The organism is Streptomyces albicerus (assembly GCF_008905045.1).
GTDB classification, from domain to species: domain Bacteria; phylum Actinomycetota; class Actinomycetes; order Streptomycetales; family Streptomycetaceae; genus Streptomyces; species Streptomyces albicerus.
This window is the reverse complement of sequence record NZ_VWMY01000091.1, coordinates 1-26,946: the sequence shown is the minus strand read 5'-3', so window position 1 is coordinate 26,946 and position 26,946 is coordinate 1. Positions and strand designations below refer to the sequence as shown.

Annotated in this window: 25 protein-coding genes; 18 read left to right on the top strand and 7 right to left on the bottom strand. The window is 71.3% G+C overall.

Going from position 1 to position 26,946, the window contains the following annotated elements:
* Nucleotides 1-10: 10 nt before the first annotated feature.
* The 3 genes from GAS53_RS47765 (at nucleotide 11) to GAS53_RS55740 (ending at nucleotide 2,250) form a co-directional block, all read left to right on the top strand.
* Nucleotides 11-721, top strand: coding sequence for a vWA domain-containing protein (locus tag GAS53_RS47765; protein WP_151484057.1), 711 nt, complete (start codon nucleotides 11-13; stop codon nucleotides 719-721).
* The gene (locus tag GAS53_RS47760; RefSeq protein ID WP_151484056.1) at nucleotides 718-1,164 is read left to right on the top strand and encodes a hypothetical protein; all 447 of its coding nucleotides are present in this window, start codon (nucleotides 718-720) and stop codon (nucleotides 1,162-1,164) included. Before GAS53_RS47765 ends, GAS53_RS47760 begins: the two co-directional genes overlap by 4 nt.
* Nucleotides 1,165-1,824: 660 nt before the next feature.
* Nucleotides 1,825-2,250, top strand: coding sequence for a hypothetical protein (locus GAS53_RS55740; RefSeq protein WP_192583609.1), 426 nt, complete (start codon nucleotides 1,825-1,827; stop codon nucleotides 2,248-2,250).
* A gap of 46 nt (nucleotides 2,251-2,296) precedes the next feature.
* On the opposite strand, the gene GAS53_RS47750 is transcribed toward GAS53_RS55740, so the two are convergent.
* Together GAS53_RS47750 and GAS53_RS47745 are read right to left on the bottom strand one after the other, a co-directional pair.
* On the bottom strand, nucleotides 2,297-3,070 hold the full coding sequence (locus GAS53_RS47750) for a carbonic anhydrase (protein WP_192583608.1): 774 nt from the start codon (nucleotides 3,068-3,070) through the stop codon (nucleotides 2,297-2,299).
* 224 nt (nucleotides 3,071-3,294) lie between these two features.
* The gene (locus tag GAS53_RS47745) at nucleotides 3,295-4,149 is read right to left on the bottom strand and encodes a PhzF family phenazine biosynthesis protein (protein ID WP_151484055.1); all 855 of its coding nucleotides are present in this window, start codon (nucleotides 4,147-4,149) and stop codon (nucleotides 3,295-3,297) included.
* A gap of 120 nt (nucleotides 4,150-4,269) precedes the next feature.
* Here GAS53_RS47745 and GAS53_RS47740 point away from each other — a divergent pair, with 120 nt between their 5' ends.
* Entirely contained in the window at nucleotides 4,270-5,808 is a 1,539-nt protein-coding gene (locus tag GAS53_RS47740) for a serine/threonine-protein kinase (RefSeq protein ID WP_151484054.1), read from the top strand.
* Between the two features lie 37 nt (nucleotides 5,809-5,845).
* On the opposite strand, the gene GAS53_RS47735 is transcribed toward GAS53_RS47740, so the two are convergent.
* Nucleotides 5,846-6,601 (bottom strand): glycoside hydrolase family 16 protein, encoded by a 756-nt coding sequence (locus tag GAS53_RS47735; protein ID WP_151484053.1) that lies wholly within the window; start codon nucleotides 6,599-6,601, stop codon nucleotides 5,846-5,848.
* 280 nt (nucleotides 6,602-6,881) lie between these two features.
* On the opposite strand from GAS53_RS47735, the gene GAS53_RS47730 reads away from it, so the two are divergent.
* From GAS53_RS47730 to GAS53_RS47715, 4 genes are all read left to right on the top strand, one after another.
* Nucleotides 6,882-7,274, top strand: coding sequence for a hypothetical protein (locus GAS53_RS47730; protein WP_225859561.1), 393 nt, complete (start codon nucleotides 6,882-6,884; stop codon nucleotides 7,272-7,274).
* A gap of 632 nt (nucleotides 7,275-7,906) precedes the next feature.
* Nucleotides 7,907-8,227, top strand: a complete 321-nt coding sequence (locus GAS53_RS47725; protein WP_151484052.1) for a hypothetical protein — start codon at nucleotides 7,907-7,909, stop codon at nucleotides 8,225-8,227.
* A gap of 63 nt (nucleotides 8,228-8,290) precedes the next feature.
* A complete protein-coding gene (locus GAS53_RS47720; RefSeq protein ID WP_151484051.1) occupies nucleotides 8,291-8,608 on the top strand; it encodes a hypothetical protein in 318 nt (105 codons plus the stop codon).
* A gap of 63 nt (nucleotides 8,609-8,671) precedes the next feature.
* Nucleotides 8,672-8,992: a hypothetical protein gene (locus tag GAS53_RS47715; RefSeq protein ID WP_151484050.1), complete on the top strand. Its 321-nt coding sequence runs from the start codon at nucleotides 8,672-8,674 to the stop codon at nucleotides 8,990-8,992.
* Nucleotides 8,993-9,742: 750 nt separating this feature from the next.
* Here the strand turns inward: GAS53_RS47715 and GAS53_RS47705 are convergent.
* Together GAS53_RS47705 and GAS53_RS47700 are read right to left on the bottom strand one after the other, a co-directional pair.
* Entirely contained in the window at nucleotides 9,743-10,060 is a 318-nt protein-coding gene (locus tag GAS53_RS47705; RefSeq protein ID WP_192583607.1) for a hypothetical protein, read from the bottom strand.
* A 242-nt stretch (nucleotides 10,061-10,302) separates the two neighbouring features.
* Nucleotides 10,303-10,890, bottom strand: a complete 588-nt coding sequence (locus GAS53_RS47700) for a hypothetical protein (RefSeq protein WP_151484048.1) — start codon at nucleotides 10,888-10,890, stop codon at nucleotides 10,303-10,305.
* Nucleotides 10,891-11,306: 416 nt separating this feature from the next.
* On the opposite strand from GAS53_RS47700, the gene GAS53_RS47695 reads away from it, so the two are divergent.
* Genes GAS53_RS47695 through GAS53_RS47660 form a run of 8 tightly spaced genes read left to right on the top strand, consistent with a single transcriptional unit; the run spans nucleotide 11,307 to nucleotide 20,680 of the window.
* Nucleotides 11,307-12,482: a glycosyltransferase gene (locus GAS53_RS47695; protein WP_151484047.1), complete on the top strand. Its 1,176-nt coding sequence runs from the start codon at nucleotides 11,307-11,309 to the stop codon at nucleotides 12,480-12,482.
* Nucleotides 12,479-13,954 carry an exopolysaccharide biosynthesis polyprenyl glycosylphosphotransferase gene (locus tag GAS53_RS47690; RefSeq protein ID WP_151484046.1) on the top strand — a complete coding sequence of 492 codons (1,476 nt, stop codon included), beginning with the start codon at nucleotides 12,479-12,481 and terminating at the stop codon, nucleotides 13,952-13,954. Before GAS53_RS47695 ends, GAS53_RS47690 begins: the two co-directional genes overlap by 4 nt.
* Nucleotides 13,955-13,960: 6 nt before the next feature.
* Nucleotides 13,961-15,289, top strand: a complete 1,329-nt coding sequence (locus GAS53_RS47685; protein WP_151484045.1) for an O-antigen ligase family protein — start codon at nucleotides 13,961-13,963, stop codon at nucleotides 15,287-15,289.
* Entirely contained in the window at nucleotides 15,286-16,986 is a 1,701-nt protein-coding gene (gene murJ / locus GAS53_RS47680) for a murein biosynthesis integral membrane protein MurJ (RefSeq protein ID WP_225859560.1), read from the top strand. Before GAS53_RS47685 ends, murJ begins: the two co-directional genes overlap by 4 nt.
* Complete coding sequence (locus GAS53_RS47675) at nucleotides 16,976-17,767, top strand: polysaccharide deacetylase family protein (RefSeq protein WP_151484044.1); 792 nt, start codon at nucleotides 16,976-16,978, stop codon at nucleotides 17,765-17,767. Before murJ ends, GAS53_RS47675 begins: the two co-directional genes overlap by 11 nt.
* Entirely contained in the window at nucleotides 17,764-18,906 is a 1,143-nt protein-coding gene (locus GAS53_RS47670; RefSeq protein ID WP_151484043.1) for a glycosyltransferase, read from the top strand. Before GAS53_RS47675 ends, GAS53_RS47670 begins: the two co-directional genes overlap by 4 nt.
* The gene (locus GAS53_RS47665) at nucleotides 18,903-19,571 is read left to right on the top strand and encodes a YveK family protein (protein WP_151484042.1); all 669 of its coding nucleotides are present in this window, start codon (nucleotides 18,903-18,905) and stop codon (nucleotides 19,569-19,571) included. Before GAS53_RS47670 ends, GAS53_RS47665 begins: the two co-directional genes overlap by 4 nt.
* Nucleotides 19,568-20,680, top strand: a complete 1,113-nt coding sequence (locus GAS53_RS47660; protein WP_151484041.1) for a GNAT family N-acetyltransferase — start codon at nucleotides 19,568-19,570, stop codon at nucleotides 20,678-20,680. Before GAS53_RS47665 ends, GAS53_RS47660 begins: the two co-directional genes overlap by 4 nt.
* Here the strand turns inward: GAS53_RS47660 and GAS53_RS47655 are convergent.
* Nucleotides 20,671-22,059: a glycoside hydrolase family 26 protein gene (locus GAS53_RS47655; RefSeq protein ID WP_151484040.1), complete on the bottom strand. Its 1,389-nt coding sequence runs from the start codon at nucleotides 22,057-22,059 to the stop codon at nucleotides 20,671-20,673. The genes GAS53_RS47660 and GAS53_RS47655 overlap by 10 nt on opposite strands.
* 122 nt (nucleotides 22,060-22,181) lie before the next feature.
* Nucleotides 22,182-24,101 (bottom strand): AMP-dependent synthetase/ligase, encoded by a 1,920-nt coding sequence (locus GAS53_RS47650; RefSeq protein ID WP_151484039.1) that lies wholly within the window; start codon nucleotides 24,099-24,101, stop codon nucleotides 22,182-22,184.
* 259 nt (nucleotides 24,102-24,360) lie between these two features.
* Between GAS53_RS47650 and GAS53_RS47645 the strand changes: the two genes are divergently transcribed.
* Both GAS53_RS47645 and GAS53_RS47640 read left to right on the top strand, forming a co-directional pair.
* Nucleotides 24,361-24,990 (top strand): chorismate mutase, encoded by a 630-nt coding sequence (locus tag GAS53_RS47645; protein WP_151484038.1) that lies wholly within the window; start codon nucleotides 24,361-24,363, stop codon nucleotides 24,988-24,990.
* A gap of 85 nt (nucleotides 24,991-25,075) precedes the next feature.
* Nucleotides 25,076-26,848, top strand: coding sequence for a hypothetical protein (locus GAS53_RS47640; RefSeq protein ID WP_151484037.1), 1,773 nt, complete (start codon nucleotides 25,076-25,078; stop codon nucleotides 26,846-26,848).
* Nucleotides 26,849-26,946 lie beyond the last annotated feature (98 nt).

Sequence of the window (26,946 nt, the reverse complement as noted above, 5' to 3'; positions counted from 1 at the left end):
GGAGAACTGCATGAGCGCGGAGATCGAGAAGTACCACGGAAATCTGCAGTACGCGGTCGACATCGTGATGTGCATCGACGCGACGGCCAGCATGACCCCCGTACTGGACATCGTGAAGAAGAGCTCGCTGCAGTTCCACCAGCGGCTCAATGAGGTCATGGCCAGGAAGAGCAAGGAGATCAGCCAACTGCGCCTGAAGGTCATCGCCTTCCGGGACTTCGGCGACGACCCCTCGGACGCGATCGAGCAGACGGATTTCCTGCGCCTCCCCCAACAGGTCGCGGAATTCGAGAACTTCGTACGGAACCTGAAAGCGGTGGGCGGCGGAGACATTCCCGAGTCCGGTCTCGAGGCGCTGGCTCTGGCGATCAACTCCCCCTGGGAGACCGGCCTCGACCGGCGGCGCCACGTCATCGTCATGTTCACCGACGCACCCGCGCATCCGCTCGGCACGGTGGGCGCATCCGCGCAGACCTATCCGCGGAACATCCCGCGCTCCATGGACGACCTCTTCGAACAGTGGGGATACGCGCGCAGCCAGACCGCGGTGATGGAGCAGTCGGCGAAGCGGCTCGTGCTCTTCGCGCCCGAGGAGGAGCCCTGGAAGGAGGCCATCGGGGAGGAATGGGACCTCACTCTGCATTTCCCCTCCAGGGCCGGAGAGGGCCTGGAGGAGTTCGAGATGGACGAGATCATCGAGACGATCGCGAACAGCCTGTGAATTTCCAGCTCCTGGGTGCGGGCGTACGGCTCGAGTTCACCGGGCGGTGGCTGCTCTTCCACTGGGGCGGCCGCTGGGACGAGTACGTGGGCAGCGACGGCCGGCTCTGCGTGCCGCCCGAGCGTTGCGTCTCGATCACCGGCCGGCAGTCCGCACACGGAAGCCTGTGCCTGGTGTTCCGGTTCCGTCCCACGGGGGTGAGCGGCGGCGGCGAGGTCGTCGCCGAGATCACCGTCGGCCCGGACCAGGCGGAGCCCGCCTGGCAGTTCACGGAGTGGCTCGCGCACCGGTACGCCATCGAGGACGTCTCCCGCACCAGATGGGACGCCGAACCGCACGCCGAGCGGGAGGACGACCAGGACTGGCTCAGCGCTCCCGTCTCCCCGACGACGACAACCCTCTTCCACTCGGTGATGGCACGCCTGTCCGGCACGGACAGGTGAGCCAAGGGAGGCACTGTGACCCGGCCGACGTGGCGGTGCTCGGCGTGCGACACGTACAACGAGGCCGAAGCACGGGTGTGCGCCGTCTGCGACACGTCGCGAAGCGAAGCGGTTCCCAAACCCGCCCCCAAGCCGACTCCCCCGAAGAAGGCGGCGTCGAAGAAGGCGACCCCAGCGGCCCCGAAGAAGGCTGCTCCCGCGAGGAAAAGAGCTGCCGCCCCCGGGAAACCGGGCTCGGCCAAGAAAGCGGCTCCCTCTAAGAAATCGGCTCCCGCCAAGAAGACAACCACACCGAAACCGACGCCCGGCAAGAGCGCGAGAACACCACCGATCCGCCCGGACGTGACCATACCCGGGCTGGCCGTGCCCGTGCCGGGACTGACGTGGAGGTGCCCGACCTGTGCACACGATGTGGTCGGGTACGTCAGATGCGATGCCTGTGACACCCTCTGGTCCCCCGCCGCCACGACGACCATTCTCCCGGACACCAGGCTCAGGACCCTCGTTCGCGCGTCTGATCCCCACCGCCCGAGTCCGACCGCGCCCCGCGGCGGCCTGCGCTTCACGGAGCCGCCCCTCAGGACACCCCTCAGGACGCCGACCCCCAGGGAGCCGACACGCGGGGAGGTCGCGGCCGGATGCGGATGCATCCTGCTCATCGTGGGCGTCGTCATCACCCTGATCGTGCTGCTGATCCTCAACTGGTCGTCGATCGTCTCGTACGTCAAGGGCTCCGACTCCTCCAAGCCCTCCCCGACGCCCTCCGCCTCCGGGCCCTGCCCGAAGCAGCTGGCCGCGAAGCTGCCCGAGGGTTCCGGTGCGAAACTCGTCGCGGCGTACAGCAGGGAGACCGGCGACGAGCGGTACGCCTTCTGTCGCACGAAGGAAGAGAAGCTGTTCCTCTTCCTCAAGCAGGAGGGCGGCAAGTCGTATCTCAGCCCCATGCCTGCGGAGGAGTCCAAGAGCGGCTACCTGGTCCGCGTCCTTCCGGCCAGCTACCGCTTCCGCGACGGGGAAATCACGGCCTACCAGGACGGCAAGGAGGTCTGGAAGGAGAAGCTGGTCCCCGAGTCGTCCGTCGACTGACGGTGGGGACGACGGGACGGCTCGGGGACAGCCGGAACGCTCCCCGTCAGGCGGACGGCGCTCCGGTCAGGACCTCCACCTGTCCGGAGTCGAGCGAGTAGTAGGCGCTGACCACGGCCAGGTCGCCCTTCTTCACGAGCGGTGCGAGGCTCTTGTTGGACCGCAGACCGGCGGAGGTCTGCTTGACGTGGATGCGGATCATGGCGTCGACCGGGTCGGCGGCCTTCTCCTCGACGGCCGCCTCGTACGCCGGCCGCAGCGCTTCGGATATCGCCTGCAGGTTGCCGGGCAACTCCTTTCCGTCGCGCATCGCTTCGTACGCCGCCTTGACGGCGCCACAGCGCTGATGCCCGAGTACGACGATCAGCGGCGTACCCGAGGTCAGGGGCCCGTACTCGACGGAACCGGTGACCACCGGCTCCACCACCTGCCCGCCGGTGCGCATCACGAACAGGTCGCCGAGCCCGGTGTCGAAGAGAAGCTCCGGCGGCACCCGGGAGTCGATGCACGAGAGGATCACGCCGAAGGGATCCTGCTCATCGGCGACGAACTCGCGGCGGCGGGGATCCCGGTCGGGGTGCCGAAGCTTCCCGTCCAACCAGCGCTCATTGCCCTCCATCAGCCTCGCGAAGGCCGCCCAGGGCGAGTCCGGCCGCGCGCCGGCAGCCGGCGAGGGAGTCTTCACCGCGGGCCCTGCGGCCGCCGTCCTCTCCGTCGTTGCGCTGTCCGTCTTCGAAGAACAGCCGGTGAGCAGGGCCGCGGTGGCCATCAGCCCTCCGGTGAGGACGGCTCTGCGCTGCGGTTGCCCAACACGGCCCATGAATCTCTTCCCTTCCCATCACGCGCGGGAGCACGGACAACTGCCTGACGTATCGTCAGACACCTTTCCCTTGCCCCTCGTTCTCCTAGGTGGAGCGAGTGATTCCACTGTGCCGAGAGCCCGGTAAAGACCCGTACAGCGCTGATGAAGGGGAGGAGAAGCGTCCGTCCAAATCACGGAGAGTCAGGCACGGTTGCGCCGAGCGTTTGGAAAGCCGGCGGCTTCTAAAGAGTTACGGCGCTTCCCGAGACCGCGATGCCGCTGCCCGGCTCCGCAGGCACCCGAACGGTGATGGTGCTGGGCCGGCCCATGTCGTAACCCTGATGAATCGTCAGGACGGTCGGCGGGGTCACCGTGCCCAGTTCCCGCAGGTATCCGCCGAACGCGGCGGCCGCGGCCCCGGTCGCGGGGTCCTCCACGACTCCGCCGGGCGGGAAGGGGTTGCGCGCGTGGTACACCGTCGGGGACTCCCGCTGGACGAGGTCGACGGTCACCCAGCCCTCACGGTCCATCAGTTCGGCGAGGGCGGCGAAGTCGTAGTCCAGGTCGGCGAGCCGTTCGCGGTCGGCGGCGGCGACGATCGGATGCCAGGCACCGCCGTACGCGACGCGCGGCGGCAGCGCGGGGTCCAGTTCGTCGCTCGACCACCGCAGGGCGGCGAGCAGTTCGGCCAGTACGCCGTCGGAGATCGGCACCGAGCGCGGTGCGACACTCACCAGCGTGGCCACGATGTGACCGTCCTCCGTGGTGCTGGTGGTGACGGTGACCGGCCCGGCCTTGGTACGCAGCCGCAGCGTTCCGGCGCCGTGGCGTTCGGCGTGGGCGACCGCCGTCGCGATCGTGGCGTGTCCGCAGAACGGCACTTCCGCGAGCGGGCTGAAGTACCGGATGCCGAAATCGCCCTCGGCCTCCTTGTCCGGCTCTTCCGGCGGCATCAGGAACGCCGTCTCGGAGTAGCCGATCTCCGCGGCCGTCGCCAGCATGGTCGCGTCGTCGGCCCCGGTGGCGTCGAGCACCACTCCGGCGGGATTCCCGCCGGCCGGGTCGACCGTGAACGCCGTATATCTAAGAACCTGCACCGGGTGACCGTAACGAGCACCGATCACCCCGTCAAAGCCTTTGCCGCACCCGGGAACCACGTACCTGCCGTGGGAAGCCCGCTCACCGACGGAACCCTCCGCTCCTCTAACCTGTCGGCCATGAGCACACCGGGGGACATCGTCGACGGGCGGTTCGAGCTGATCGCGCGGCTCGGGAGCGGAGGCATGGGGACGGTGTGGCGGGCGCGCGACAGCGTGCTGCATCGCGAGGTCGCCCTCAAGGCCGTACGGCAGGACGCGGCGGCCTCCGACGCCGTCCGCGAGCGGGTGCTGCGGGAGGCGCGGGCACTCGCCCGGCTCAGCCACCCGAACGTGGTGACGATCCATCACATCGTGGACGACGATCCACATCCATGGCTCGTGATGGAGCTGGTCGACGGCGTCTCGCTCCAGGAGCGGCTCGACGACGGCCCGCTGCACCCCGCGGCGGCGGCCCGGCTCGGCCGGCAGGTGCTCGCCGCCCTGCGCGCCGCGGACGCCGCCGGAGTCCAGCACCGCGACATCAAACCCGCCAACATCCTGCTGCGCGCCGACGGCACCGCCGTGCTCACCGACTTCGGCATCGCGGCCCTCCAGGGGTCGACCTCGCTGACGGCCACCGGCGAACTCATCGGCTCCCCCGAGTACATCGCCCCTGAGCGGATCCGCGGCAACGACGACGACCCGGCGTCCGATCTATGGTCCCTGGGGCTGGTCCTGTACGTCTGTGTGGAGGGCGTCAGTCCGCTGCGCCGCGCCACCACGCTGGCCACCCTGGCCGCGGTGCTCGACGAGGCCGTGCCGCCGCCGGTGCGCTCCGGGCCGCTCGCACCCGTACTCCAGGCCCTGCTCGTACGGGATCCCGCGGCCCGCCCCGACGCGGCACGGCTGGACGCGATGCTGGCGCAGGTGGAGTCGGGTACGACGCCGTACTGGGCCCAGCCGACCATGACCACGTCGATTCCGCCCGACCCCACCCCGATGCCCGCGCCCGTACCCACCCAACTGGACAGCCCCCGGCCGACGCACGTCCAGTACACCCACGACAACCGCGCCCCCCGCAACGGCCGTCCACGCAACCGCAACCGCAGCACCGTCGTCGTCGCCGTCATCGCCGTGGCCCTCGCGGTGACCGCCGCGACCGCCCTGGTACTCGCGCTGCGCGAGACGGCCGACGACAAGGCCGGCGGAGACCCGGCGGCCGGTACGTCGTCCGCCCGGTCGGCGACGGCCACTCCCCCGGACCGGACCCCGAAGCAGACACCCAGCCGGACCGCCGCCCCCGCCCCGACCGGGACGAAGAAGACCAACCCGCCACCCGCCGCCCAGGGCAACCGCTGGATCGCGCAGCTCCACTCCGAACCGATCGGCGCGGGCACCGCCGCACGGGACCAACGGCTCGCCACCATCCGCCGGACCATCCCCGGGGCGGTCTTCGTCCGCAGCGACAAGTACGCGTCCCTGCGCCCGGGTTTCTGGGTCATCTACGCGCCCGGCCCGTTCGCCAACGGCCGCGCCGCACTGACCTTCTGCCGCGAACGCGGCCGCACCTCACCGAGCACCTGCCTCGGCCGCTACCTGAGCACCGACGCGGCCGACTTCGCCCTCCAGTGCCGCCCCCCGGCCGCCAACCCGACGGGCCGCTGCACCCGCCCGTGACCGGGTCCGGACGGCGACCCGGCCGTGCCCGTGACTCTCAGCGGTAGACGCGCAGGTAGTCGGCGGCGAAAGTGACCGGGCCCGGGCCGGAGGGGGCCGGGTGGTACTGGCCGGCGCTCAGCGACAGATTCAGGATCAGGTACGCCGACCAGTCGGCGCCCACGCCGGTGCCGTCGGAGAAGACCCGTTCGCCGTTGACGTACCAGTTGACGGAGCGCTCGCCGTAGCAGTTGCCGATGGTCACCCACTCGTCCGGGGCGACCGCGTCGGCATCCGTGTGGTACGCACAGGCGGAGTTGACGTGGTTGGACAGCTCCAGCAGGTTCGGGTTGTCCGGGTGGTACTCGAAGGAGTCGATCTCGTTGCTGCCGTCCTTCCAGGTCCACAGCGCCGGCCAGGCGCCGGTCCCGGAGGGCAGTTTGACGCGGGTCTCGATGTAGTCGCCGGTCCTGACCTGGAAACCCTCGGCGGAGTACTCGGTGGTGAGCAGGCCGGTGTGCCAGGCCTGCCGGCCGTTCTCGAGGGTGTGGCCGGCCGGGCCGGCGGTGAAGGTGGCCACGCCGCCGGAGACGGTCACACAGCCGGGCATGAGCCAGTCGAGCTTGTTGTCGTCCGGGTTGTGGTTGACGTAGCGATAGGCGCTGGTTCTGTCGCCGACCCATTTGGAGCCCCAGGCGATCGGAGTATTGAACTCCTCCGACCAAGTGAGCGACTTGCCGGTGGCCGACGAGGCGGAACCGGTGACAATGGCGGGAGACGCGGTCGGTGTGAACTTGGCGCTGTCGGCGGTCATGGCGGTGATGGTAGGGCTGTGAAGCGGCCGGCCCGGCCAAGGTGCCGACTGCCGTGCCGAATTTCCTCTTTCGGATTACCTATGCGACAGAAGCCGGACGCACTATACGATCAATCGATTCACCGACCAGATGTGAATACCTCTGCCGGCACCGCACGCAAGGCATTGTTCACTCCTCCGACCTTCATGCGTATGGAGTAACGCGTCGCTTTTACATAGGGCATGGACTGCTATGTTCTCCAGCCGTCGGATCAGAGGTAACTTTCAACCGAGGTGAATCATGAAGAAGGCAATTTTCACCACTGCGGCGTTGGCCATCGGCGCGGGTCTCGTGGGTGGCTCCGCCGCCGCGGCTTCGGCCGCCGCGGCACCAGCCCCGGCCCCCTCGGCCGGTCTGCTCGGTCTCATGTCCCCGACCAAGGTGACTCCGGCGGTCGTGCCCGCGGCCGACACCGTGACACGACTGGCCCGCAGCGGCAAGATCACCAACGGGAGCGCGTTCGACCAGAAGAGGCCGGAGGGAGTCTCTGGCGTTTACCTGGACGGTATGGACCGGCACGCTGCCAAGAAGCCCACGATTCCGGTGAAGAACCCGGCCGGAAACGGCGCCGTTCAGCTCCACCCGCTGCAGGCGCCGACCGCTGCCGGGCTCGGCACCTTGCTCGGCAAGTGACGACACGGAAACCGTAGGAGTCGGCCGCACCGGCGAAAGCCTTCACTGCTTCACGATGCTTTCGCTGCCATGTGGTCCCGTCTGTCCGCGGGACACAGGCGGGCCCGGAATTCTGAGGCTCTGATCCGGTTCTCGGCAGCCGGAGGCCGACACCGCTGATGTCGCGGGGGCGGATCGGCCCGCTGTCGGTCCTGGTTTCACACACGTCCGTCACCTCGGAGCCGCAGGCCCGGACGCCGGCTCCGGACCGGCAGCTCGACATCCGGGCTCGGCGGACCCGAACACCGCCCGGGACTCGTGAACCATCTGTGCGGCCCACCGGTCCTCTCCCTTCCGGTGGGCCGCACATACGTCGGCGCTCGTTCCGTACGGCCTGGAGCGGCCCGACGGACGGGGCATTTCTCCAAGCGGCCATCGAACGCGGCCTTTCGGATTGCCGTGCGCCGCTGATGAGCCGTACGGATTCCACATCCACATCCACATCCATTCCCGGACCGCATGCCGGGACGCGCGATATTGCGCCATCCGATGGAATCAGACCTGTTTAGACGCTCTTCCCGTGACTTATGCCTGCATATCAAGGTTTCCTGGTATGCAAGCGTGCGCAACGGTGAATTCAGGAAGGAACCGAGTTGCCCAGGAAGTTCGCGGTCATCACTGCCCTTACCCTCGGCGCTGTCGTCAGCAGCATCGGCACTGCCTCGGCCGGCGACAACGAAACCAAGGTCGCGGGAGGTGGCGGCTTTTCGTCGTCCCCGGTCGTCGTGAACGCCCCCCAGCAGGGCGTTGTCATCATCAACGGCACGCTCATCGACGGTCGTTGCATCGCGCCGTGGTCCAACGGTGCAGTCCTCGGCGGCGTCGTCCCGCCGAACTCGCACTACGCCGCCTGCAACACGGCGAAGGTCGACCAGTCGCAGAACGCTCCATACAAGGGCGGCCTGCTCTTCTGACCCCTGTCCCGAGCAATTCGGAGCAGGCGAATCCCCCAAACGTAGCCCGGAAAGGCGCAACTCATGCGTAACAAGGTTACGGCCATTTCCGCCCTCGCCGCAGGCATCGTCCTCGCGGTGAGCGGCACTGCCGCGGCCGAAAACTGCACCACCGTCAAGGGCGGTGACGGCTTCTCGTCGTCCCCGGTCGTCGTGAACGCCCCCCAGCAGGGCGTTGCTGTCGTCAACGGCTCGGCCGTCGACCTCCGTTGCGTAGCGCCGTGGTCCAACGGCGCCGTCCTCGGCGGCGTGGCCGCCCCGAACTCGCACTACGCCGCCTGCAACACGGCGAACGTCGACCAGTCGCAGAACGCCATTTACAAGGGCGGCCTGCTCTTCTGACCCCTGTCCCGAGCAATTCGGAGCAGGCGAATCCCCCAACCGCCCTACCGAAAGGCGCATCTCATGCGTAACAAGGTTACGGCCATTTCCGCCCTCGCCGCGGGCATCGTCCTCGCGGCGGGCGGCACCGCCGCGGCCGACGACAACACCACCACCGTCACCGGCGGTGGCGGCTTCTCGTCGTCCCCGGTCGTCGTGAACGAACCCCAGCAGGGCATTCTGGTCAGCAACGGCACGCTCGTCGACGGCCGCTGCATCGCGCCGTGGTCCAACGGCGCCGTCCTCGGCGGCGTGGTCGCGCCGAACTCGCACTACGCCTCCTGCAACACGGCGAAGGTCGACCAGTCGCAGAACGCCCCGTACATCGGCGGCCTGCTCTTCTGAGCAGTGCTTCACCTGTTGGCGGCCCGCCGGAACTCCGGCGGGCCGCCATCGGCTTTCCCGCGTCCTGCGTTCCAGCGATGCAGATCCGGATGATCCGGTGGGGGCAGGGCCGCCGTCAGGTCGTGGGCACGGCGGGCGGTGCGGGCGGGATCCCCAGTCGGGGTCGGCTTCGCGCGGGGCGCTCAATAGCCCGGGCACTTGGTCGGCGAGCAGGTCGTAGGCGTGTGCCGTGCCGGTGGAGATGCCGAAGCCGACTGCTCACGGAATTCCGCCGAGTTCCGCGGAAGGAAGCCCGCGGGGCCTGTCCGCGTCAGACGCGGACAGGCCCCGCGGTCAGGAGGCGACCGGCGAAGGCCGGCGGACATGTCACCGGTTCAGGAAGGCGCGCCGACAAGGAGGAAACAGCGCCCTTCCGTCCATGACATCCCAGCCGGCACGCCGCGAAGCGGCCGACGCCGACGGATGTGCCACCTCAAGAGCTCAGGAGATGGCCAGTCCCTCTGCGGAAGACCCCGATGCACTCAATGGGGCCATTCCAATGGGATCAACGACGCTTGGCCGCCCAGGTCATCCCGAGTCGTCCGTTTGGCCCAGCGGGTGAAAGCCGACCGCACTCCCCGTATATGCCGAAGGGCCGGCTCCGAGGGGTGCGGAGCCGACCCGAATCGTCGAGCCGATGAGCGACGAGGCCACGGATGAGGTGGCGTCGGCCGTCGGTGAAGGCAGTGCTGAATTGCCTTGCTCGACTACCTACTTGGGGACCGGAAGTCCGCCGAGCAGCTTGCCGTCGATGGGGTTCGGCAGGGTGCCGCCGAAGACGGGGGTCTTCACGATTCCCGACTCGTTCACGCGCTCCTTCACGCCGTCCTTCACGCCGTGCGCCGTTTCCCTGGCGTTTTCGGCCACGAACCCCGTCGGCACCTTGGCCGCCGAGGGGAGGCTGCCCGCGACCATCTTTCCGTTGTCCAAGAGGCCCTGCGCCGGCATGTCCCCCGCGGCGGCGGGCACCGTGACGCCGGCGATGGCAAGGGAGCCGACAACAACGGCGGCAGCCTTCAGAGTCTTCATCGTGTGCCTTTCTTTCGAAACTCGTCTTCCGTAACCCGCGGTCGCCAGACGGTGTTTCATTCTTCAGGCGTCGCGAGAGACCCGGTCTCAGTTCTCCTGGGCTAACGAGGGTGGAGCTTTCTGGAAACTCTGTCACCAACAGGTTCCAGGAACTCATACGAGAAGACCCGTTGTGCCGACGTGGTCGGCACAACGGGTCGAGGAGACCGGTGACTGCTTCGCCTCAGGCAACGGTCCCGGTATCAGGAGGGCGGCAGGCCGGGCAGATCCGCTGCGCGCATTTCGCTGCCGAGCAGCGTGGCGGCGGAAACGTTCACGAGGGCGGTCACCACATTTTCGACCGCGGGTTCCACCTGGTCGGCCTTGCCGGAGGTGACCGCACCCAGCAAGGCGTCGACTGCCTTGCCGAGGGCGTCGAGTTGGTCGTCCCTGAGGTCCGCGGGGAGCAGCTTCACCGGGGACGTGGCGCTCGCGGACGGCGAGGTGCCCGGCGGCTGGGCCGGTGCCTTGGCCTTGTCCTTGGCCTGCGCGATGGCGCCCTTCGTGGCGTCACCGAGCTTCTTCGCCTCTTCCTTGGAGAGCTGGCCGTTGTCGGCCTTGAGCACGGTGTTCAGGAGGTTGGTCGCCGGGGTCAGTACGGTGCCGAGGTCGCCCAGCGCCTCGGTCTGGCCCAGGAGCGCCTCCGCCCTCGGGACCGGTGCGCGGGACACCGTGCGAGCGACACCGCCCTCCGAGTCGGGAGCAGTCGCGAGGGCGGTCCCTGCCGCCCCGAGTACGAGTGCCGTGCAGAGGGCCGAAGCGGCGATGCGCCGGGTGGGCAGTACACGCATGGGTGTTTCCTTCGAGTGAGTTCCGATCGTGTGATCACCGTGAAACTCGTGCATCACGCCCGCAACCGATCGCGGGCATCCCCTGACGAACCATCCGGATTCAGAGCATCGTCCGCGCTGATGAGAGGCCCTTTCACAGCCGGTCACCCCGAATGGAGCATGGCCCCGCCAATCGGATGGCCGCGCGGAATCACACCTCGCTACGACTCCAAATGGGTGATCCCGGGTGAGCAATAGTCCATTGAAACGCCACGATTCCGACACACCTGACTGGTTCTCAGATAAATACGGATAAGCGGCTAGAGTTGCTCACCGCCTGAGTCCGGCGAAGCCGGTTGTGGATTTTATATTGCGAACACGAGCCGCACATCCTGTTGTCGGCTCGGCCTCTTTTGTTCGGAAGGGCATCCTCGGTTATGGCACGCGCAGCGCACATCCTGCATGTCACCCAGCCCGTCGAGGGCGGTGTCGCGCGGGTCGTGACGGACCTGGTGGCGGCTCAGCTCGCCAGGGGGCTGCGGGTGACCGTGGCCTGTCCGGAGAGTGGCGCGCTGACGGACACCTTGAGCGCGCTGGACTGCACGGTGCTCCGTTGGGATGCGACCCGCTCACCGGGGGGTCGGCTTCCGGGCGAGGTGCGGCGGTTGGCGCGGATCCTGCGCGATCTGCGGCCGGACCTGGTGCACGCGCACAGCGCGAAGGCGGGACTCGCGGCCCGGCTCGCGGTACGCGGCCGCGTCCCGACCGTCTTTCAGCCGCATGCCTGGTCGTTCGACGCCGCGGACGGAGTCGTCGCGCGCCTGGCCCTTGGCTGGGAGCGGTTCGGGGCGCGGTGGGCGGCGCGCGTCCTGTGCGTCAGCGAGGCGGAGCGGCGTACCGGTGTGCGGTGCGGGATCACCGCCCTGTGGCGCGTGGTCCCCAACGGTGTCGACACGCACAGGTTCCGGCCGGAGGGGACCGGCGCCCGGTCCGATGGGGGTCCCCCCGCTCGAGCGAAGCCGAGAGTGGGGGAGGGTCCGCTCGTCGTGTGCGTGGGCCGGCTGTGCCGCCAGAAGGGGCAGGACGTGCTCCTTCAGGCCTGGCCCGAGGTTGCGCGGCGGGTGGCCGGCGCGCGGTTGGTGCTGGTCGGCGACGGTCCGGACGCGGACCGGCTGCGCTCTGCGGCGCCCGACTCGGTGGAGTTCGCCGGCGTGGCGCCCGACGCCGCTCCCTGGTACCGGGCCGCCGACGTCGTGGTCCTGCCGTCCCGCTGGGAGGGCATGGCGCTCGCCCCGCTGGAGGCCATGGCGTGCGCCAGACCGGTCGTCGTCACGGATGTGGACGGGGCGCGCGAGAGCCTTCCGCCCGGCCATCCGTCGTACTGCCTGGTGCCGCCGGAGGACCCCGGCGCGCTGGCGCGGGCGCTGACGGCGCTGTTGCGGGACGAGCGGCTGCGCGCGGCGCTGGGCGCAGAGGGCCGGAGGCACGTGCTGGCCGCCCACGGCCTGCGGCACGCCACGGACGCAGTAACCGATGTGTACCGCGAACTGCTCGGCGTCGTTACCACGCCGGTCGTCGTCACCACCGAGAGCAGGAAGTACATCACCACATGACTGCGGAAAGTACCGTTCCCTCTCCTGCGGGCCAGCAGCCGCGGGCGGCGGAGAGCGCCGTCTCCGTCCTCGACCCGCGCGGCCGCGCCGCCGGGCGCGGGCTGCCCGCCGGACGGGGGTCCCGTCGTCCGCGGCGGACCTCCGGGGCAACCCTGTTGCTCGTCGACGGGGGCGCCGCCCTGCTGGGGGCCCTGGTGGTGCCCTGGGCACACAGGTACCCGTTGGTCATCGCCCTGCTGGCCCTCGGCGTGATCGGTCTGAACCGACGGGCTTCGCTGTACGACACCTCCGTCGTCCCCGGTGTACTCGACGAACTTCCTGCCGTCTGCGGACGGATCGCCGTCGGCTGGACGGCCTTCGCGGCGCTCTCCCCGCTGCGGCCGCTCCCGATGACCGTGCTGGTCACCGCTTTCGCCGTGCACTGCGCGGCGGCCTGCGCGGGCCGCGGAGCGGTGCACGGTCGCCGGCGCCGGGCACTGCGGCAGCTGCCCTGTCCCGCCCTGGTGGTCGGTCCGGTCGCGGCGGGCCGACGTGTCGCGGCCGCGTTGCTGCGCCACCCGGACTGCGGGGTGCGGCCGGTCGGCCTCGTCACCGACGCCCTGGAGGGTCTTGCCGATTCCGGCGACGGGCCCGGGCTGCCGGTGCTCACCTCGGGCCAGGACGCGCGTCGGGCGGTCATCCAGAACGGTGTGGAGACGGTGCTCGTGGTGGGGGCCGCCACTCGGGTGGAGAAGGCCGCTCTGCTGCGGGGGCTCGCCGCGTACGGATGCGTGCTGTGGGAGCTGTACGACGGGGCGTCCTCGCCGTCGTACGGACCCGGCGGGCGCCGCGAGCGGGCGGGGCAACTGGCGGGTTTCTCCCGCAGGTTGCTGTGTCCGCGAGGCGGGCGCCGGAGGGGAAGCGCGGGCAAGCGGGCGCTCGACGTGGTGCTGTCGGGCTCGCTGCTGCTGCTGGCCGCCCCGGTGCTGCTGGTGTGCGCGGTCGTGCTGCGGGTCCTGGACGGGCCCGGCGTGGTGTTCCGGCAGGAGCGGATCGGCAAGGACGGGCGGCCGTTCACCATGCTGAAGTTCCGCACCCACCGGCCCGCCAGCGCGCACGAGGCCGCGACCCGCTGGAGCGTGGCGAACGAGCAGGAGATGAGCCGCTTCTGCCAGCTCCTGCGCCGCACCTCGCTGGACGAGCTGCCGCAGCTGTGGAACGTGTTCCGCGGTGACATGAGCCTGGTCGGCCCGAGACCCGAACGGCCTTATTTCGTCGCCAAGTTCAGCCAGGCCCACCCGGGCTACCCGGAGCGTCACCGCATGCAGACCGGGATCACCGGACTCGCCCAGATCCACGGGCTGCGCGGCGACACGTCCATCGAGGACCGGTGCCGCTTCGACAACGCCTACATCGACAACTGGTCGCTGTGGCAGGACATCTGCATCCTGGTGCGTACGGCGGTCCAGTTCCTGCGGCCGACGGGGAGCTGAGCGCCGGTGAGCACTCCCTCGGCGCTCTCTCCCCCACTCTCGTCCCCGCTGCCTGCGCTGCGCCGGGCCGCTCCCGTGCTGCCCGTCGTGGCGGTGGTCGCACTGCTGGCACTGCCGGTCGCGGCGGGCAGCGACGCCACGCCGGCCGACGCGGCCTCGGGTCTTGTCGTGCTCTGGGCCGCCGTACGCACCGTCCGGCGGGCGCGGCGCCCGCTGACGCGGACGGCGGCGGTCGTGTTCGGGCTGCCCGTGGTGGGCATCGCGGTCGCCGCGGCCGGGGCGGCGACGCCCGGCGACGGGATCACCGGACTGGCCCGCTACCTGCAGGTCTTCGTGCTCGTCCCGGTCGCGGTGATGCTGCTGGTGCGCGACCGGCGCGACGCCCGGCTGGTGCTCTGGTCGCTGACCGGCCTCGCGCTGTGGCAGGGGGCGCTCGGCGGGCACCAGTTCCTCACCGGAACCGGGGCCTCGTATCAGGGGGCCTACATCCGGGCTGTGGGCACGTTCGGGCCGTCCGACGTGATGGGGATGTCGACCGTCGTCGCGTACGGGCTGGTGGCCGCGACCGGTCTCGCGCTCGGGTCGCCGGCGCGGCGGCAGCGGGTCGTGGCGGTCGGATGTGCGCTGGCGCTGCTCGTGCCGCTCGCGCTGTCCTTCAGCCGGGGTGCCTGGATCGCCACGGCCGTGGCGTGCGGGGCGCAGTTGCTGCTGGCCGGGGTGCGGCGGGCGGTGAAGGTGTTCGCGGCGGTGGTCGCGGTCTCGGTGGTGCTGGTGGGCGGACTCGGCGTGGGCGCCGCGGCGCTGCAGGAGCGGCTGACCAGCATCACGCAGGTCGCCGACGCACCGGACCAGTCGGTCGTCGACCGGTACACCATGTGGGCGGCGTCCGCCGACATGTGGCGCGGGCACCCGGTGACGGGCGTGGGGCTGAAGGCCTTTCCCGCACACCGGGACGGCCATGCCTCGCTCGCGCTGTCGTCGGGCAGCGACACGGAGGGAGCGGGCCAGGCCTTCCGGCGCCAGCCCCTGCTCTCCCCGCACAACATGTACCTGCTGATCCTCAGTGAGCAGGGCCTGCTGGGCCTGCTCACCGTGGCGGGCAGCTGGCTGGCCCTGCTGGCCTGCGCGCTGCCCCGGCTGCGGCGGGCCGGACGCGCCCGGGACTGCGCGCTCGCGGCCTGCGGGCTGCTGCTGTGGCAGCTCGTGAACTTCCTGTACGCCGACATCGGCGGGCCCTCCACCGTCCTGACGGCCGTCTGCTTCGGCCTCGCTGCCTGGTGGGCGCTGGCACCCGACGCGACGACGGGCCCGGCCGCTGAATCAGGCCCGCGATGAGGCCCCGATCAGCGACGGCCGAGGGCGCGACCCGCCACGCGACCGGCCCCGCGACCGGCATGGGCGGCCGCCCGCTCCCGGTCGACGGCGGCCCGGTTCCGGCGGGCGCCCGGCGGGCGGGCACTCCCTCGGGCCGCTTCCTGGCGAGGGCGACGTTGCTCTCCGCCGCGCTGTCCATGGCCGGGGCGCTCCTCGGGCTCGGCCGGGACCAGGCGCTCGCGCACCTCTTCGGCGCCGGCGAGGACACCGACGCGTTCCTGGTGGCCTGGACCCTGCCCGAAGTGGCGTCGACGCTGCTGATCGAGGACGGCATGGCGTTCGTGCTCGTGCCCGCGTTCAGCGTGGCGCTGGCGCGGCGGGCGCACGGGATCGGCCCCGACCCCGTGCACGCCCTGGTCGCCGCCTCGCTGCCGAGGCTGTGCCTCGCCCTCGCGGCCACGGCCGCCGCGCTCGCCGCCGGGGCACCGCTGCTGGTCTCCGTCCTCGCGCCCGGCCTGCCCGACCCGGACCTGGCCGTGTCCTGCACCCGGCTGACCGCGAGCTGCGTGCTGAGCTTCGGGCTGGCCGGGTACTGCAGTGCGGCGCTGCGGGCGCACCGTTCGTATCTCGCCCCGGGCGCGATCTACATCGCGTACAACATCGCGATCATCTCCGCGATGTTCGTCCTCAGCGAGGGCTGGGGCGTACGGTCCGCCGCTGTCGGTGTCGCCCTCGGCGGGTGCCTCATGGTCGCCGTGCAGGCACCGTCCCTGTGGCGGCGGCTCGCCGGGCGGCCCGGCAAGGCCGCCTCCGCGTACCACGGGGACGGTGGCCGCCCCCTGGCGCTCGGCCTCGTCTGCGCGGTCCTGCTCTTCGCGCTGTGCCGGCAGTCGCAGGTCCTCATCGAGCGCTACTTCGCCTCCGGGCTGCCCGCCGGCGCCATCTCGCACCTCAACTACGCCCAGAAGGTCGCCCAGTTGCCGATGTCGCTGTCGCTGATGGTGTGCGTCGTCACCTTCCCGGTGGTGGCGCAGGCCATCGCCGAGGGCGACATGCGGCGGGCCCGGGACCGGGTCGAGCGGGACGTGGCGCTGATGGCCTGCCTCGTCCTGCTCGGCGCCGCGGTGATCGTGGCCTGTGCGCCGCAGATCGTCCAACTCCTCTTCCAGCGCGGGGCGTTCACGGCGCAGGACACCGCCGCGACGGCCGCGATCATGCGGGTGTACGCGGCCGGACTGCTCGGGCAGACGCTGGTCGGGGCGCTCGTGCGGTCGTACTTCGCGGCCGGCCGTACCACCTGGTTCCCGCTGGGCGCGATGGGCGTGGGCGCGCTCGCCACGGTCGTCGTCGGTGCCTGCGTCGTGCAGCCCTGGGGTGCGCGCGGCATCGCCGCGGCCAACGCGGCCGGCATCACCCTCACCGCGCTCCTCCTGCTGCACGGCCTGGGGCCGCGCAGCGTGCCCGTGCGCGTCCGCCGGGTCGTCGCCGAACTGGCCCGACCGGTGTGCGCGGCTGTGTGCGCCACCGGAGCCGGGCTGGTCTGTGCGGGGCTGTTCGTCTCACCCGCGGCGTCCGTCGCCGCCGGCTGTGCCGGCGTGACCGCTGTCTTCCTGCTGCTGGTCTGGATTCTCGACGCGGCGGGCGCCCGGTCTCTCCTGCTTCCCGTCGTGCGCTTTGTCCGTCACTCCGTCACACGAAAGCTGGGCCATGGTCGCTGACGTCTCCCCCGCACCGCGTACGGCCGAACCCGATCCCGTTCCGCCCGCGAAAAGACGCTCCAAGCGGGGCCCCGCCGTCTGGGTGGCCATGTACCACTCCGTCTCGGACTGCCCGGACGACCCCTACAACGTCACCGTCACGCCCGCGTGCCTCGACCGCCAGCTCGCCTGGATGTCCGGCCGCGGCCTGCGCGGGGTGAGCGTCCGGGAACTGCTGGCGGCGCGCGCCAATGGCGTGCAACGCGGCCTGGTGGGGCTCACCTTCGACGACGGGTACGCCGACTTCGTCACCACCGCGCTGCCCGTGCTGTACCGCCGGGGTTTCACCGCGACCGTGTTCGTGCTGCCCGGGCGGCTCGGCGGCGAGAACGCATGGGAGCCGCAGGGACCGCGCAAGCCGCTGCTCGACGTGGCCGGCATCCGCCGTGTCGTGGCCGCGGGCATGGAGATCGCCTCGCACGGTCTGACCCACCTCGATCTGACCAAGACCACGGACGAGGTGCTGCACAGCGAGGTCAACGACAGCCGTCACCGGCTCGCCGGGATCACCGGCGGCGACATCGAGGGCTTCTGCTACCCGTACGGGGATCTCGACGAGCGCGTCGCCGCCGCCGTGCGCCGGGCCGGTTACCGCTACGCCTGCTCGATCTCCCCGGGTCCGGCCGGCTGCGGCGACTTCGCGCTGCCCCGCATCCACATCGGGCAGGCCGACACCCCGGCGCGGCTGGAGCTGAAGCGGCGCCTGGCCCGGGTCTACGGCCGCGCCGTGGAGGCCGTGTGAGGGCCCTGCATGTCATCACCGGCCTCGGCGTCGGCGGAGCGGAACAGCAGCTGCGCCTGTTGCTGCGTCATCTTCCCGCGCAGTGCGACGTGGTGGCCCTGACCAACCCCGGCCCGGTCGCCGCGGGCCTGGCCGCCGACGGCGTCCGCGTCACCCACCTCGGGATGGGCGGCAACCGCGACGTCGGCGCGCTGCCACGCCTCGCCCGGCTGATCCGGGCCGGCGGCTACGACCTCGTGCACACCCATCTGTACCGGGCCTGCCTCTACGGCCGGATCGCGGCGCGTCTCGCAGGGGTGCGGGCCGTCGTGGCCACCGAGCACTCGATCGGGGACACCCGGCTGGAGGGCCGGCCGCTGACCGCGGGCGTCCGCGCGCTGTACCTGGCCGGCGAGCGCCTCGGCGACGCCACGGTCGCCGTCTCGCCGACGGTGGCCGAGCGGCTGCGTCACTGGGGCGTGCCCGGGCCGCGCATCCGCGTCATCCCGAACGGCATCGACGCGCCCCGGTTCCGCTTCGACGAGGTACGCCGCAAGGAGGCCCGGGCGTTCCACGGGCTGCCCGAGGACGCGTACGTCGTCGGCGGGGTGGGGCGCCTCGCCCCGGGCAAACGCTTCGACCTGCTCGTACGCGCGCTGCCGCGGCTCCCCGGCGACGTACGGCTGCTGCTGGTAGGCGGCGGGCCCGAGGAGGAGGCGCTGCGGCGCACCGCCCGGGAGCTGGGTGTCGCGGACCGGGTGGTGCTGACGGGTGAGCGGCCGTATCTGCCGGACCCCCGCGACGGCGGACCCGGCCTGGTCGCCCTGCTGTCCGCGATGGACGTGCTCGCCTCGCCGTCGGCGGAGGAGGCCTTCGGCCTGACCGTGGTGGAGGCGCTGGCGGCCGGGCTCCCCGTGCTCTATGCGAGCTGCCCCGCCGTCGAGGACCTGCCGTCGGACGCGGCACCCGGTGCCCGGCGCGTCACCGGCGGCGCCGGGGCGTACGCGCGGGAACTGCTGCGGCTGCGGGCGGCGGGACCGGGCGAGCGCACCGCCCCGGACGCCGTGCACCGCTACGACATCGCGTGCAGCGCCCGGCAGTTGATGGATGTGTACACGGCCGCTCTGTCCGGCTCGACCCTGGAAGTGAGTTCTCCATGACCGACAACCCCGCTCAGCGTGCCCGGGTGCCGCGCCGTACGCGCGCTCGTGTGAAGCGGCTGCCCTCGTGGTGGCTGCTGCCGGCCGGCGCGCTGCTCGGTGCCGCGGCCGGCGGCGCGTACGGACTGGCTAAGCCGCCGCAGTACACGGCGACGAGTTCCGTCGTCGCCGTGGCGGCCGGCCGGTCCGACGTCGACTGCGCCGACGCGCTCGGCTTCGCGCAGGCGTACGGCCGGGTGGCCCCGCAGCTCGCGGTGCTCGGGGACGCGCAGGTAGCGGCGGGAGTGCCGGCCGCGACGCTGCGCGAGAGCGTGCAGGTCGCGACCTCGCCGGATGCGCCGATGGTCGGGGTCTCGGCGACCTCGTCGAGCCCCGGCCAGGCCGTCGACATCGCCAACGCCGTGTCCCGAGCGCTCGTCACGCAGGCGGGCCACACCAAGAAGGACACCGGCATCAGGCTCGAGCGCCTCTCCCGTGCCGTGAAACCCACCGAGCCGTCGTCCGCGTCCCCGGCGCTGACCTCGCTCGTGGGTGCGAGCGCCGGAGGTCTGCTGGGCGGCCTTGCGCTGCTGGCCCGGCCTCGGCGGGCGGCGGACGACGACCCGGGCCGGGCACCGGTGCCCGGCCCGGCCCACGCCGCCGACGCCCGCGGGCCGCTCGGATGACCGCGTCCGACCGCGCGCTGTCGGTGGAGGTGTGCACCGACGAGCGCGCGTTCGCGGAGCTGGCCGGGGAGTGGGAACGCCTGTACCGGGCCTGCCCGTCGGTGACACCGTTCCAGAGCCATGCCTGGCTCCACTCGTGGTGGCTGTCGTACGGCACGCCCGGCAGGCTGCGGCTCGTCCTGGTCCGCAGGAGCGGTGAACTGGTGGCGGCGGCACCGCTGATGCGCGTGCACGACCCGCTGCCGGCGCTGGTGCCGGTCGGCGGCGCCATCACCGACTTCTGCGATGTGCTCCTCGACAGGGCGGCGGCCGCGCAGGGCGCCCAGGCGCTGGCGGACGCCCTGGCCGACATGGCCCGCAGCGCCCTGATCGACTTCCGCGAGGTGCGGCCGGGCGGCGCGGTGGAGCAGGTCTACCTCTGCTGGCGCGGCCCGCGGCACCGGATGCGCGACTCCGCGTGCCTGGAGTTGCCCGCCGTACCCATGGACGAGCTGGTCGGGCGGCTGCCCTCGTCGCGCGCCCGGCGGGTCCGCAACAAGGTGAACCAGCTCGCCCGGCTCGGCGTCGAGTCGCACGTCGTGAGCCACGACGAGACCGAGGCCGCGCTGCGCCGGCTCCTCGAACTGCACCGGCTCCAGTGGCAGGACAGGACGGTGTCACCGGAGCACGTGCGACCGCGGTTCCTGGAGCACCTGGTCCGCTCCGTGGTCCCGATGGCCCGGTCCGGCGGGGCCGCGGTGACGGAGTTCGTGTTCGAGGGCGCCGTGGTGGCGGCCAGTCTGAATCTGCTGTCGGGAGGGCTGGCGGGCCTGTATCTGTACGGCTTCCACCCGCGGTTGCGGGAGCGCAAGGTGGACGTGGCGACGATGCTGCTGCGCGCGTCCGGCCAGCACCTCGCGGCCGGCGGCGAGCGCCGGGTCCTGAGCCTGCTGCGCGGCGACGAACCGTACAAGTACCGCTGGTGCCCCGAGACGGTCGTCAACCAGCGTTTCCTGCTGGCTCGTCGGCGTACCGTGCCGCTGCTGGCGGCCGCCGTCTGCGACACCGCGGCGCGGCGCCGGGCCAAGAAGATCCTGCGCGGGGAGCCCGGTCCGCCGGATCACCGGTAGCGCTCCGCCCACTGGAGGCAGGCGGCGAGCTTGCCGCCGATCAGCTGCTCCAGCCATTTCGCGAGGTCCAGCGGCGTGCAGTTGGGCAGCTTGGAGGGCGTCGGCACCGGTGTCGGTACGGGTGTCGGGTTCGGGGTCGGGTTCGGGGTCGGCAGGGGCACGGGCACCGGAACCGGCGTCGGCACCGGTGTCGGGTGCGGCTTGACCGGAGCCGTGGGCGCGGGCGGAAGGGGGATCAGGCCCGGTGGTCTCGGCTGCGGCGTGAGGTGGTGGGACAGCAGCACGCGATACAGGGCGGAGGCCCGGGCATTGGTGGAACACAGCCACACGCCGTGCGGGCAGTAGTCGGTGATCGTGTTGTAGAGCGGCTTGTGCTGGTCCATCCACGCGAGCATGCGCAGCATGTATCTGAGGCTGTCGCCGTTGCGGAACAGACCCCACTCGGGATACGAGAACGGCTTGCCGTGCTCCCGTGCGAAGTCCACGTGGTACTGCAGGCCGTAGGGTTCCGACACCTGCTGGTCGAAGGAGATTCCGTGCGGCTGGTCGTACGAGTCCATGCCGACGATGTCGACGACGTCGTCACCGGGATAGCACTCCGGCCACGGAATGGCGTCCCTGCCCCGGTTCGGGGCGAAGTCGAACTTGAACTTCTGCCCGGGAACCGAGCGCATGACGTTGACGATGCGCCTCCAGTACTGCTTCCAGCTCTCCGGGTCGGGGCCGCAGCGATGGGTGTACGTCTCGCCGTTCATCTCCCAGCCGAGCACGAGGACCGTGTCCGTCGCGCCCAGGTCGACCAGCCGCCGGGCCAGCGTCCGGAAGTGGTGGTCGAACTCGCCGTCCGCGGCCTGCCGCAGCAGATGTCTGACGACCGGGTCGGGGACGCCCTCCTCGTTGCGTTCCATCATCGGAACGTTGAGCACGAGCAGCCGGTCGTCCTTGGCCTTCCGCCACTCGGCCCAGCTGTCGAGGAAGCCGTGTGCGCCCTCGATGTTGCTCCACAGGTCCCCCGGCAGATACGTGTGCCCCACGCGCAGTTCGGCGCCGCCCAGCCATCTGCTGAACTCCTTCATGCGCTCCACCCCCGCGGGTCCGTAGTGGAGGTACGCGCCGAACGCGGGCCAGCGCTCATACTTTCCCGGGGGCGAGTGCGCCGCGTCCGTGGGCGGCGGGGACGAGCCGGGTCCGGCGGGCGGCGCCGCCGGGCGCCCGTCCTGCGTCGCCGAGTCCGTCACGGGCGCGGAGCGCCGCAGGTCGGGGTGGAGTTCGGCGTCGGCCAGGAGGGCCGGGCCGGGAACGAATGCCGCTGACACGACCACTCCGGCGGTGATGATCGCCAGTCGTCTGAGGGCGGACCGGCGGCGCTCAGGGGCCATCCATCCTCCTTAGGTGCAGCTCCTCAGGCAGAGTGACGCATACTCACATATACGCCTAATTGCACCAAAAGAGTCAGAAGGCTCGGCGTGGGTCGCCCGCACGAGTGACCGCAGACGGGTCTTCAGCCGCCGTACAGCTCCTCGATCTCCTTCGCGTACGCCGTCAGCGCCGCATGCCGTTTGACCTTGAGGGACGGGGTCAGCAGTCCGTTCTCCTCGGTGAACTCCCCCTCGACCAGCGTGAAGGCACGGATCGACTCGGCCCGGGAGACGGCCTGGTTCGCGTAGTCGACGACCTTCTGGACGTCGTCGCGCATACGCGGGTCGCGGACGAGCTCGGACAGCGGGGTGTCCGCGGGCATCCCGCGCACGTACAGCCAGTGGGTGATGTCCTCCCGGTCCAGGGTGATCAGGGCGGCGACGTAGGGGCGTTTGTCCCCGACGACGAGGCACTGGCCGACCGGGGGACGGCTGCGGAGACGGTCCTCCAGGACGGCCGGAGAGACGTTTTTGCCGCCGGAGGTGACGAGGATGTCCTTCTTGCGGCCGGTGATGGTGAGGTAGCCGTCCTCGTCGAGGGCGCCCAGGTCGCCGGTGGCGAACCAGTCGTCGGTCAGGGCGGCGTCGGTGGCTTCCGGGTTGTTCCAGTACGCGCCGAAGACGATGCCGCCCTTGATGAGGACCTCGCCGTCGTCGGCGATGCGGATCGCCGTGCCGGGGACGGGGAGGCCGACCGTGCCGGGGCGGGGGCGCAGCGGCGGGACGATCGTCGCGGCGGCGGTGGTCTCGGTCAGGCCGTAGCCCTCGTAGACGATGATTCCGGCGGCGTAGAAGAAGAGGTTGAGGTCGCGGTCGAGCGGGGAGCCGCCGCTGATGGCGTAGCGCGTGCGGCCGCCGAGTTCCTTGCGGATGCGGCGGTAGACCAGCAGGTCGTACAGGGCCCAGGCGGCGTACAGGCCGGGGCCGGGGCCCTTGCCGCGGCCGAGGAACTTGTCGAGGTGCGCCTCGCCGAAGCGGACGCCGATGCGGTGCGCGCGGTCGAAGGAGGCCCCGCGTCCGATCCGTTCGGCGGTGGCCCGTCCGGTGCCGTGGATCTTCTCGAAGAGGTACGGGACGCCGACCAGGAAGGTGGGCCTGAACTCCCGTAGCGCCGGGCGCAGTTCCTCGGGCTTGATGCTCGGAAAGTGGCCCAGCTCGATACGGGCCATCAGGCAGGCGATCTGGATGGTGCGGCCCAGGATGTGGGCGAGGGGCAGGAAGAGGAGGGTCGAGGCGATCTGGCCCGTGATCTCTTTGAAGATGGGGTGCAGGAGCTCGACGGTGTTCGCGGCCTCGGCGTGCAGGTTGCCGTGGGTGAGGACGCAGCCCTTGGGCCGGCCGGTGGTGCCGGAGGTGTAGCAGATCGTCGCGACGGTGTCGGCGGTCAGGGCGGCGCGGCGCTTGGTGACGTCGTCGTCGGGGATGTCGCGGCCCTGGGCGGTGAGTTCGGAGACGGCTCCGTCGTCCAACTGCCATACGCGCGGGGGTTCGGGGTGGTCGGCCGTGCCGGTCGCGACGGCCGCCGCGTTCTCGGCGGTCTCCACGACGACGAACCGGGTGGCCGAGTCGCGGACGATCCACTCGATCTGCTCGGGCGAGGACGTGGCGTAGACCGGGACGGTACGGCCGCCGGCCGCCCAGATCGCGAAGTCGAGGAGTGTCCACTCGTAGCGCGTACGGGACATGACCGCGACGCGGCCGCCCTGTTCGAGGCCCGCCGCTATCAACCCCTTGGCGACGGCGGTGACTTCGCGGGCGAAGGCGGCCGCGGTCACCGGCTGCCAGGCGCCGTGCTCCTTGCGGCGGAGGACCACGGCGTCGGGGGCCTCGGCCGCGTTGGTGAAGGGGAGATCGGCGATGCTGCCGGTGGCGGCCTTCGGGGCGAGTGCGGGCATGCGTGCCTCGCGGACGGCACCGTGGTGGTCCTTGGTGATCTCGACCGTGGCGCGGTCCGCCAGATCGGTGCGCTTCTTCGCCTGTTTCAGGTCCTTGCGTACGCCCATGACGGCTCCCGGAAGCGGCTCGCGTTGAGGTGGCGCGTACTTACTTCCGGGTCAACTTACTCATGCGTAGGGGATTTTCAACCGGCTTGGGGATTTTCGCTTCGCCGGGCGGGCCCCAGGCAGCGACCCGTTCCTTCGCAAAGTTCAGGCCCCGGACGCACTGGCCGCGCTCGTCGTCGATACGTTGCTGCACGGCGCGGGACGCCGGTCCGGCGCCGACCGACCTCACCCGAAGCCCCGAAGCTCCGAAGGGAACCTCGTGCGCCCCCACCGCCTCCGGTCCGTCTTGGTCACCGCCGCCGTGGTCGCCGCCGCTGCCGTTTCCGGCACGGCGCCCGCCTCCGCCCAGGCTCCGGCCGCGGCACACACCGCCCCCGCCTCAGCCCCCGCCTCCCTCCCCGCCTCCGCGCTCACCTCGCTGACCGAGTTGTTCGCCGAGCGGCTGCTGCTGGCCGACAAGGTGGCGGCGGCCAAGTACGGCACCGACCTGCCCATCGACGATCCCGCACGCGAGCGGCAGATCCTGGACGACGTCGCCGCGCGTGCGGCCGGGCTCGGGCTCGACCCCGACTCGGTGACCGCCGTCTTCCGCGACCAGATCGAGGCCAACAAGCTGGTCCAGCGCGGCCTGTACGCGCGCTGGGACGCTCACCCCGACGAGCGGCCCACCGAACGCCCCGACCTCGCGAAGGAGGTCCGCCCGGCGCTCGACCTGATCACCACGCGGCTCCTGGCCGCGCTCCAGGCGACGGCACCGGTACGCGCCGACGCCTCCTGTGAGCCGCGCCTGTACGCCGCGGCCGCGCTGTCCGCGTACGGGCACCGGCTCGACGTACTGCATCTGAAGGGGCTCGGGCGCGCCCTCCCGTCGGTCTGCGACACGGACTGACTCGACGTCAGACTCCTCACCGGGGTCACCCGTTCGGCCCCGTGCGAGCGTCAAGCTCGGCTTGACGTGGGCCGATGAACGGATCATGACGTCGACGCACTCGCCCGCGTATCCCTCGTATCCCGCGTATCTGAAGCCGTACCGGAAGAGCCGTCCGCCCTCGGTTCCGTCCGCCGTGTCGCTGCTGCCCGGGCCCGGGACGGGTGCCGGGTGGGCGGCTGTGGCGCGCGTCGTGGTGTGGCTCGGGCCCGCGCTCGTCGTGGCGTACGCCGGGTTTCAGCGGCGGTGGATGTCCGACGACGCCTACATCTACGTACGGACCGTGCGGCAGGTGCTGGCGGGGAACGGGCCCGTGTTCAACGCGGGTGAGCGGGTCGAGTCGTCGACCGGGACCCTGTGGCAGTGGCTGCTCGTGGGGGCCGGGGCGGCGGGGGTGGACCCGGCGTTGGCGGCGGTGTTCGGGGGGCTGCTGCTGACCGCCGTGGGGTTCGCGCTCGCGGGGATCGGGGCGCTGCGTGCGGGTGGCGGCGGGCGGGTGGCTGCCGTGCCGCTCGGGTCGCTGATGCTGCTCGGGCTGCCGCCCGTGTGGGACTTCGCCACCTCGGGGCTGGAGACGGGGCTCGCCACGTGCTGGATCGCGGGGGCCTGGCTGGCGCTGATCGCACGGCCGGGGGCGCTCGTGACCTCGGTGGTCATCGGGCTCGGGCCGCTGGTGCGGCCCGACTTGGGGCTCGTGACGGTTGTCTTTCTCGGCGCGCAGTGGCTGCTCGTACGGCCGTCGTGGCGGGGCGCGCTCGCGGGTGCGGGGGCCGCGGCCGCGCTGCCTGCCGCGTACGAGGTCTTCCGGGCCGGGTACTACGGGCATCTGGTGCCGCTGCCCGCCGTGACGAAGGAGGCCTCGCAGAGTCTGTGGGGGCGGGGGTTCGGGTATCTCGGGGACTTCGCGCATCCCTATCTGCTGTGGGTGCCCGCGCTGTTCGTGGCGGCGGCGGTGCTGCCCACACGTGGGGGACTTGGTGGGGGACTTGGCGAGCGTCGGGTCGCGCGGCTCGTCCCCATGCTCGCGCCCGTCGTCGCCGGGCTGTTGTGCTGGGTGTACGTCGTGAAGGTCGGCGGTGACTTCATGCACGGGCGGATGCTGCTGCCGGGACTGCTGCTGATGCTGCTGCCCGTCTTCGTGGTGCCGGTGACGCGGGTGGGTGTACTGGCCGCGGTCGGTGTCGGGGTGTGGGCGGTGGTGTGCGCCGGGTGGCTGCGGGTTCCGTACGGGGGACAGATCGGGCCGGAGGGGATCGCGGACGAGCGCGGGGTGTACGTGCGGCACAACGCGGATCCCCATCCGGTGCACCACACCTTCGTGGGAGCTCCGCACCACCTGGAGTACGCGCGGAAGGTGCGGGCGGCGGATCGCGTCGGGGCGCATGCGCTGCTGTTCGGAAAGGACGCGCGGGCGGCCGCCAACTCGCCGTCCGTGACGGCCAGTTATGTGGTGTTGGGGCTCAACGGCTCCGTCGTACCCCTGCACGGAGCCGCGCTCGACCCGATCGGGCTGGCCTATCCGGTGGCCGCGCACTCCGAGCGGGTCGACGGCGGGCGGGTCGGGCACGACAAACATCTGCCGGCGGCGTGGCTGGCCGCGGACCGGGGTGTACCGGGGGCGGGGCCGGGCGCCGACCCCGCCCAGGTGGGCGCGGCCCGGCACGCCCTGCGCTGCGGTGCGCTCGCCGAGCTGAACGCGGCGGTGCGTCGGCCGCTTACGGCGGCCCGCTTTCTGCGCAATGTCACCGGGGCGTGGGAGCGTACGTCGTTCCGGTTTCCGAATGATCCGGTGCGGGCGGAGAGGGAATTGTGCGGGTGAGTGGGGGCTGGTCGCGCAGTTCCCCGCGCCCCTGAAGGGGCGCCCTGGTCACCCGGGTGACCCAAGCGCCCCGCTCTTTTAGGGGCGCGGGGAACTGC

Bases quoted from the DNA above. Each gene is read 5' to 3' on its own strand.
- GAS53_RS47705 (WP_192583607.1), bottom strand. From the start codon at position 10,060: ATGAAGACTCTGAAGGCTGCCGCCGTTGTTGTCGGCTCCCTTGCCATC.
- GAS53_RS47695 (WP_151484047.1), top strand. From the start codon at position 11,307: ATGGCACGCGCAGCGCACATCCTGCATGTCACCCAGCCCGTCGAGGGC.
- GAS53_RS47740 (WP_151484054.1), top strand. From the start codon at position 4,270: ATGAGCACACCGGGGGACATCGTCGACGGGCGGTTCGAGCTGATCGCG.
- GAS53_RS47665 (WP_151484042.1), top strand. From the start codon at position 18,903: ATGACCGACAACCCCGCTCAGCGTGCCCGGGTGCCGCGCCGTACGCGC.
- GAS53_RS47700 (WP_151484048.1), bottom strand. From the start codon at position 10,890: ATGCGTGTACTGCCCACCCGGCGCATCGCCGCTTCGGCCCTCTGCACG.
- GAS53_RS47720 (WP_151484051.1), top strand. From the start codon at position 8,291: ATGCGTAACAAGGTTACGGCCATTTCCGCCCTCGCCGCAGGCATCGTC.
- GAS53_RS47660 (WP_151484041.1), top strand. From the start codon at position 19,568: ATGACCGCGTCCGACCGCGCGCTGTCGGTGGAGGTGTGCACCGACGAG.
- GAS53_RS47730 (WP_225859561.1), top strand. From the start codon at position 6,882: ATGAAGAAGGCAATTTTCACCACTGCGGCGTTGGCCATCGGCGCGGGT.
- GAS53_RS47675 (WP_151484044.1), top strand. From the start codon at position 16,976: ATGGTCGCTGACGTCTCCCCCGCACCGCGTACGGCCGAACCCGATCCC.
- GAS53_RS47690 (WP_151484046.1), top strand. From the start codon at position 12,479: ATGACTGCGGAAAGTACCGTTCCCTCTCCTGCGGGCCAGCAGCCGCGG.
- GAS53_RS47750 (WP_192583608.1), bottom strand. From the start codon at position 3,070: ATGGGCCGTGTTGGGCAACCGCAGCGCAGAGCCGTCCTCACCGGAGGG.
- murJ (WP_225859560.1), top strand. From the start codon at position 15,286: ATGAGGCCCCGATCAGCGACGGCCGAGGGCGCGACCCGCCACGCGACC.
- GAS53_RS47715 (WP_151484050.1), top strand. From the start codon at position 8,672: ATGCGTAACAAGGTTACGGCCATTTCCGCCCTCGCCGCGGGCATCGTC.
- GAS53_RS47735 (WP_151484053.1), bottom strand. From the start codon at position 6,601: ATGACCGCCGACAGCGCCAAGTTCACACCGACCGCGTCTCCCGCCATT.
- GAS53_RS47765 (WP_151484057.1), top strand. From the start codon at position 11: ATGAGCGCGGAGATCGAGAAGTACCACGGAAATCTGCAGTACGCGGTC.
- GAS53_RS47650 (WP_151484039.1), bottom strand. From the start codon at position 24,101: ATGGGCGTACGCAAGGACCTGAAACAGGCGAAGAAGCGCACCGATCTG.
- GAS53_RS47640 (WP_151484037.1), top strand. From the start codon at position 25,076: ATGACGTCGACGCACTCGCCCGCGTATCCCTCGTATCCCGCGTATCTG.
- GAS53_RS47655 (WP_151484040.1), bottom strand. From the start codon at position 22,059: ATGGCCCCTGAGCGCCGCCGGTCCGCCCTCAGACGACTGGCGATCATC.